The sequence below is a fragment of the Streptomyces sp. NPDC001492 genome (assembly GCF_053597275.1).
Window position 1 is genome coordinate 1 of the sequence record NZ_JBSFHW010000105.1, and the last position, 7726, is coordinate 7726.

Genomic DNA, 7726 nt, shown 5'->3' on the forward strand with positions numbered 1-7726 from the left:
TCCACGCCGCCGCCAGATCCGGCAGCAGGATCCGCCACGAGACACCGTCCACCACCAGGTGATGCAGCACGACGATCAGACGGCCCGGAATGTCCGGCCCCGCGTCGAACCACACCAGCCGGCCCATCACCCCCGCAGCCGGATCCAACAAACCGGTGGCGATGTCGAGTTCGGCCTTGGCCTGCTCCAGCCAGGCCTCGTCCCAGACCCCGTCGCACTCCACCCGACGGATCAGCTCCGCCACGTCCACCGAGCCCGGCCCGGACACCACCATGCCGTCCTCGGCCAGCCGTGAGCGCAGCACATCATGCCGGTCCCACACCGCCCCGACGGTGGCGATCAACCCGGCCTCGTCGATGTCCACCGGCAGCTCGGCCACCGCCGACATGCTGAACCGGCCGTAACCACCACCCAGTTCGAGCAGATACCGGCTGATCGGCAGCAACGGCTGGAAACCGGCCCCGCCACCCTCCAACTCCTCCAAGGCCTCAGCGGCACCACCGCGTCCGGCGGCCACCGCCGCCAGGGAGGCCACCGTGCGGTGCTGGAAGACCTCCCGCGGAGTGACCTCCACGCCCCGCGCCCGCGCCCGCGAGACCACCTGGATGGAGCGGATGCTGTCCCCGCCCACCGCGAAGAAGTCGTCGTCCACCCCCACCCGGTCCGCGCCCAGCACCTCCGCGAACACCCCCGCGAGCACCATCTCCGCCTCGCTGGAAGGCGCGCGATAGGTCTCCCCCTTGAACACGGGAGCGGGCAGCGCCTTGCGGTCCAGCTTGCCGTTCGGGGCCAGTGGCAGCCGGTCAAGCACCACGAACGCCGACGGCACCATGTACTCCGGCAGCCGCCCGGACACGAACCGGCGCAGCTCCGGAACCGACACACCCGCCGTCAGGTCGAGGTGGCTGCGGCCCGTGGCGGCCGGCTCCTCGACGGCCGCCGTGGTGCGGGCCGGGACGACGTAGCCGACGAGCTGCCTGGTGCCTGAGTTGCCCTCGCGGACCACCACGGCGGCCTGGGCGACGCCGGGGTGGGCGGTCAGGGCCGCCTCCACCTCACCCGGCTCGATCCGCAGACCGCGGATCTTCACCTGCGCGTCGCCGCGGCCGACGTACTCCAGCCGTCCCTCGCGGTCCCAGCGCACCAGATCCCCGGTCCGGTACATCCGCGCACCCGCCGGCCCGAACGGATCCGGCACGAACCACTCCGCCGTCAGGGAGGGGGAACCACGGTAGCCACGGGTCACGGAGGCGCCCCCGACGTACAGTTCGCCGGGCACACCGGGCGGCACGGGCAGCAGCCCCTCGCCGAGGACGTAGGCGCGTACGCAGTCCAGCGGGGAACCTGTCGGAGCGGTCGCGCCGCCGGTCCAGTCCTGGTCGCCCGGGAGCAGGAACTGTGAGACGTAGTAGGTCTCGGTCTGGCCGTAGCCGTTGACGATGCGCACCCCCGGGAAGGCCGCGCGCGCCCGCTCCACCAGCGAACCCGGCAACGCCTCACCCGCGAACACCAAGGTGTCCACCGCGACCCTGCCGGCGATCTGCTCCAGCATCTCGGAGAACACCGACGGCACCGAACTGACGACACCGCCCCGCCAGCTCTCCCGCTCCGTCAACTCCAGGACATCACGGACCACTTCCACGACACCGCCACTCGTCAGCGCCGTCATCACCTCGAACACCGACACGTCGAAGTTGATGGAGGTGCCCGCCAGCATCCGCTTCCCCGGGCCCATGCGGACGGCGTCCACCTGGGTGGGCAGACAGCCGGCGACGTTGCGGTGGGTGGCCGTGACGCCCTTGGGGACGCCGGTGGAGCCGGAGGTGTACATCACGTACAGCGCGTTGTCCGGGTGGACCTCGGTCGCCACGGGGCTCGGGTCGCCGCCGTCGAGGTCCAGGTCGTCGAGAAGGACCACGGGCACGTCGTGCCCGGGGAGCGTCGGCGCCGTCGCGGCATCGGTCAGCAGCAGCGCCGGGCGGGCGTGCTCCAGCATGAGGCTCAGCCGTGCGCTGGGGTAGCGCGGGTCGATGGGCAGATAGGCACCGCCCGACTTCATGACGCCCAGCAGGGCGACCACCAGGTCCGCCGAGCGCGGCAACGCCAGCCCCACCACCGACTCCCCGGTCACCCCCCGCGCGATCAGGGCACGGGCCATCCGGTTGGCCCGCTCGTCCAGCTCCCGGTACGTCAGCCGCACCGCCCCGCACTCCACCGCCGGCGCGTCGGGGCGGGCCCGGACCTGCCGCTCGAACAGGGCGTGCACGGTGGTGTCCGCCACCGGCAGGCCCGGTCCGCTGCGGCCGTCGAACCGCTCGCGCTCGCCCGGCAGCAGCACGTCCACCTGGTCGATGCGGCGCCCGGGGTCGGTCACCAGCTGCTCGACGGCCCGCAGGAAGCGGTCGGCGAGGCCCTCGGCGGTGGAGCGGTCGAACAGGTCGGTGGCGTATTCGAGGTTGCCGACGACGCCCTGGCCCGGGATGTCGCCCAGGTTGAAGAACAGGTCGAACTTGGCGGTGTCCGAGAACGAGGGTTCCCACCTGACCTCGAGCCCGCGCATCCCGAAGTCCTCACGGGCGATGTTCTGCCAGGCGAACATCACCTGGAACAGCGGGTGGTAGGCGGTGGAACGCTCCGGGTTGAGGACCTCCACCAGACGCTCGAACGGCGCGTCCTGGTTGTCGTACGCCGCCAGCGCCCGGTCCCGGACCCGCCCCAGCACCTCCCGGAACGACGGCGCCCCGGACAGATCCGCCCGCAGCACCCACGTGTTGACGAAGAAGCCCACCAGGTCGGCGAGCTGGGCGTCGGTGCGGTTGGCGATCGGCGAGCCCATGGTGATGTCCTCGCCGCCGCCGAGACGACCGAGCAGCACCGCGAGCGCGGACTGGAGCACCATGGCCTCGGTCGCGCCGCTGTCCCGGGCGAGCCTCTCCACCTCGGTCATGACCTCGGGGGCGATGCCGAACTCGACGACGTCACCGCGGTGACTGGGCGCCGGGGGGCGGGGCCGGTCGGTCGGCAGCTGCAGTGGCTGCGACGCCCCCGCCAGCTCCTGGCGCCAGAACTCGGCCTGGGCGGCCAGCAGGCTGTCCGGGTCGTCCTCGTCGCCGAGGAGTTCGCGCTGCCACAGCGTGTAGTCGACGTACTGGACGGGCAGTTCGGCCCAGTCGGGTGCGCAGGACTCCAGGCGGGCCTCGTACGCCGTGGCCAGGTCGCGCGCGAGGGGGGCGATCGACTCGCCGTCGACGGCGATGTGGTGGATGACCAGGGGCAGCAGATGCTCCTCGGCGCCGAGCCGCAGCAGGGCGGTGCGGACGGGAAGGTCGGCGGCCAGCCGGAAGGGCCGGCCGATGATCCGGGCGAGTTCCTCGTCGACCGTGTCCGGTGTCACCTCGGTCAGCGTGACGTCCAGGCCGGCGTCGGCGACGGGCAGCACCCGCTGGTACGGCCGGCCGTCGGCGTCCTCGGCCACGAGGGTGCGCAGGGTCTCGTGCCGGGCGACCACGTCACCCAGCGCCGCGCGCAGCGCGTCGACGTCCAGCGGCCCGGTCAGGCGCAGCACGAAGGACTGGTTGTACGTCGCCGACGGCCCCTCGAAGCGGTCCACGAACCACAGGCGGCGCTGGGCGTAGGACAGCGGCACCCGCTCGGGCCGGGTCTCGGCGCGGCGCAGCAGCGGCCGGGCCGGGTCGCCGGTGGCCAGGTGCCCGCTCAGCCGGGCGACGGTGGGCGCGTCGAACACGCGGCCGACGCGGACCTCGGCGCCCAGTTCGGCGCGGATCCGGTTGACGAGCCGGGTGGCGAGCAGCGAGTGGCCGCCGCGGACCAGGAAGTCGTCGTCGATGCCGACCCGTTCCACGCCGAGCACCTCGGCGAACAGCCGGCACAGCACCTCTTCGGTGGCGCCCCGCGGGGCGCGGTAGGGCACGCCCGCGAACTCCGGCTCGGGCAGCGCGGAGCGGTCCGCCTTGCCGTTGGGCAGCAGCGGAAGCCGGTCGAGGGTCACGAAGACGGACGGCACCAGGTGGTCCGGCAGCTTCGCGGACATGTAGCCGCGCAGGTCCCGCAGCGGCTCGCTCCCGGCCGGGACGACATAGGCGGCCAGATACGAGGACGCCGAGGCACCGCTCGCGGGACTCCGGCGGGCGATGACGAGGGCCTGCTCGATGTCGGGGTGGGCCACCAGAGCGGCCTCCACCTCGGCGGGCTCCACGCGCACACCGCGGATCTTCACCTGGCCGTCGCCCCGGCCGACGTAGGCGAGCTGGCCGTCGGGGGTCCAGCGGGCGAGGTCGCCGGTGCGGTACATGCGCGAACCGGCGGGACCGAACGGGTCGGGCACGAACCGCTCGGCGGTCAGACCGGCCTGGCCGAGGTAGCCGCGGCCCAGCGAGGCACCGGCGACGTAGAGCTCGCCCACGACGCCGGGCGGCACGGGCCGCAGCCCGGCCCCGAGGACGTAGGCGCGGCCGTACCGCAGGGGGCGGCCGATGGGCGCGCTCGCGCCGCCGGTGAACTGCTCGCCCGCGCCGAGCATGTACGCCGTCGCGTAGAAGGACTCGGTCTGGCCGTAGCCGTTGACCACGCGCGCGCCGGGGAAGGCCGCGCGGACGCGCTCCACCAGGGAGCCGGGCAGGCCCTCGCCCGCGAACACGAGGGCCTTGGGGTTGATGCGGCCCGGCAGTTCGTCGAGGAGTTCGGCGAACGCGGACGGCACCGAGTTGACGACGTCGGCGGACCAGGTGTCCCGCTCGCCCAGGGCGAGCACGTCGCGGACGAGTTCGACGGTGCCGCCGTGGCTCAGCGTCGAGAAGATCTCGTACACGGAGACGTCGAAGTTCACGGACGCGCTCGCCAGCATCCGCATCCCGGGCCTGACCCCGAGGGTGTCGAGCAGGCCCGGCAGGACGCTGGTGACGTTGCGGTGGGTGATGGTGACACCCTTCGGCCGGCCGGTGGAGCCGGATGTGTACATCACGTAGGCGACGTTCTCCGGCCGGGCCGCCACCGGATGCGCGGACGCGGCGCCGGGCTCGGTGAGCTCGGCGAGGGTCGTGGTGGGGATGCCGGTGTCCGGCAGGACGGCCGCCGAGCCCGGGTCGGTGAGGATCAGCGACGGGGCCGCGTCCGACAGCAGGAACTCCAGGCGGGCGCTCGGGTACTCGGGGTCGATCGGCAGATAGCCGGCGCCGGCCTTCAGCACACCGAGCAGGGCCACGACCAGGTCGGGGGTACGGGGCAGCGCCACGGCCACCAGCGACTCCGGGCCGATGCCACGGGCGGCGAGTCCGCGCGCCAGCCGGTCGGCGCGCCGGTCCGTCTCCCCGTAGGTCAGCGACTCGTCGCCGCTGATCACCGCAACGGTGTCGGGTGCCGCGGCGGCCCGTGCCTCGAACAGCGCGGGGATCGTCGTGTCCGGCACGGCCGGCGCGGCGGTGCCGCTGAGGCGCAGCACCCGCTCACGCTCGGAGGGTATGAGCACGTCCACCGCGCCGACCGGCAGCTCGGGGTCGGTCACGAGCCGGCGCAGCACCTGTTCGAAGCGTTCGGCGACGAGCTCCACCGCGGGCCGGTCGAACACGTGCGGCTGGTATTGCAGCGACAGGCGGAGGGCGGGGTCGGCGTCGGCCATCACGGTCACCGGGTAGTGGGTGCCGCTGAACGGCGTGATGCCGGTGATGGCGACGCCGGCCGTGTCGTTGGCCTCGCTCAGGCCGACGTGGTCGACGGGGTACGACTCGAAGACGACGATGGTGTCGAAGAGCCGGGTCGCCCCCACGGTCCGGTGGATCTCGCTGAGGCCGTAGTGGTGGTGGTCGAGCAGCTCGCCCTGCCGGTGCTGAAGGCCGGTCAGCACCTGCCGGAGGCTGTGCCAGGGCGACAGCTCCACCCGTACCGGCAGGGTGTTGATGAACAGGCCCACCATGGACTCCACGCCGGGCACCTCGGGCGGACGGCCCGAGACGGTGGCGCCGAACACCACGTCGCGGCGGCCGGTGAGCTGTCCGAGCAGCACCGCCCAGGCGCCCTGCACCAGGGTGTTGAGGGTGACGCCCAGGTCGGCGGCGCATGCGGACAGCCCGCGGGTCAGGGCCGGTGACAGCGGTACGTCGACGTTGCCGACGTCGTCGCTGTGCGCGGCCGGGTCCTTGTCCCGCACGAGCAGGGTCGGCTCGTCGAAGCCGTCGAGTTCGGCCGCCCACGCCTCGGCGGCCGCGGTCCGGTCCTGCCGCGCCTGCCAGGCGAGGAAGTCACGGAAGCCGCGCGCCCGCGGCAGGGCGGAGGCGTCGCCCCCGGAGCCGTACAACCGCAGCAGGTCCTGCATGAGGGTGGGCACCGACCAGCCGTCGAACAGCACGTGATGGGCGGTGAGCACCAGGGCGGAGCGGTCCGGTCCGCGGGAGACGAGGGTGAGCCGCAGCAGCGGCGGCGTGACCGGGTCGAAGCGCTCGGCGCGGTCGGCGGCCAGGAACCGCTGGAAGGCCTCCTCGTCGGCGTCGGTCAGGTCCAGGTGCCGCCAGGGCAGTTCGACCTCGTCGAGGACGAGCTGCACCAGATCGCCGGCCGTGTTGGAGACGAACGCCGTGCGCAGGTTGTCGTAGCGGTCGAGCAGTGCCTGGCCCGCGACCCGCATGCGCCGCGCGTCCACCGGTCCGGACAGGTGGTACGCGAACTGCATCTGGTAGGCGTCGTGCGTGGTGTCGGCGAGCATCGACTCGAAGAGCAGGCCGGACTGGAGCGGGGTCGGCGGCCACACGTCACGCAGCGACGGGTGCTGCTGCTCCCAGCGCTCGATCTCGGCCTGGCCGGCCGTGACCAGCGGTACGTCCGAGGGGGTCAGACCGCCCGCGCCGGGCCGGGCCACATGGCGGGCCAGACCCTCCAGGGCGGTCTGCCAGAGCGCGGCCAGCTCCTCGACGTCCGAGCGGCCGAGCACGCCGTTCGGGAAGCCGATACGGGCGGTCAGCTCGCCGGAGTGATCGACGAGCGCGTTGATCTCCAGGGTGGACATCACCGGCATGTCCGCGTCGGGCGTGGCGATCAACTCACCCGCGCCCGACGCCTGGTGGAAGCCCAGACCCCGCAGCTCCTCCGGCATGTCGGCGGCGGTGAAGTGACCCAGGTAGTTGAAGGCGATCTGCCCACTCGGATGCGACGCCAGCACGGCCGCCGTCTCGTCATTCAGATAGCGCAGCAGGCCATAGCCCATCCCCTTGTCCGGGATACGCAGCACCTGCTCCTTGACGGCCTTGACCACCGCCCCGGCGGCCGTGCCCCCGGCCAGCGCGTCGTCGAGGTCGGTGTCCGCCACGTCCAGGCGCACCGGGAACATGCTGGTGAACCAGCCGACCGTGCGCGAGAGATCCGCACCCGGCACGACCGCTTCCTCACGGCCATGACCCTCCAGCCGCACCAGCAACGACGACTCGGCCACACCCCGGCCCTCACGCCACCGCGCGACCGCCACGGCAAGCGCACCCAGCAGACCGTCGTTGACACCCGCACGGAACGCCGCCGGCACATCGGTGATCAGGGCCCGGGTGACAGAGGTGGGCACCCGCAGCCATACGTACTCCTGCGTGGAGATGGTGTCGACGGTCGCGTCCAGCGCCCGCGTGCCCAGCAGTGGGTCGGGTCCTTCGACGACGGACCGCCACAGCTCCAGTTCCGCCATCCGCTCGGGCGAGGACGCCTCCTCGACCAGGGCGTGCGCCCAGCGCCG

At 73.0% G+C, this 7726-nt stretch carries 1 protein-coding gene; it reads right to left on the reverse strand.

Translation table 11 applies throughout. From position 1 onward, the window contains the following. Positions 1–7726, reverse strand: a 7726-nt coding sequence (locus ACWC1K_RS50460) for an amino acid adenylation domain-containing protein (protein ID WP_450840946.1), incomplete at both ends; no start/stop codon positions are given.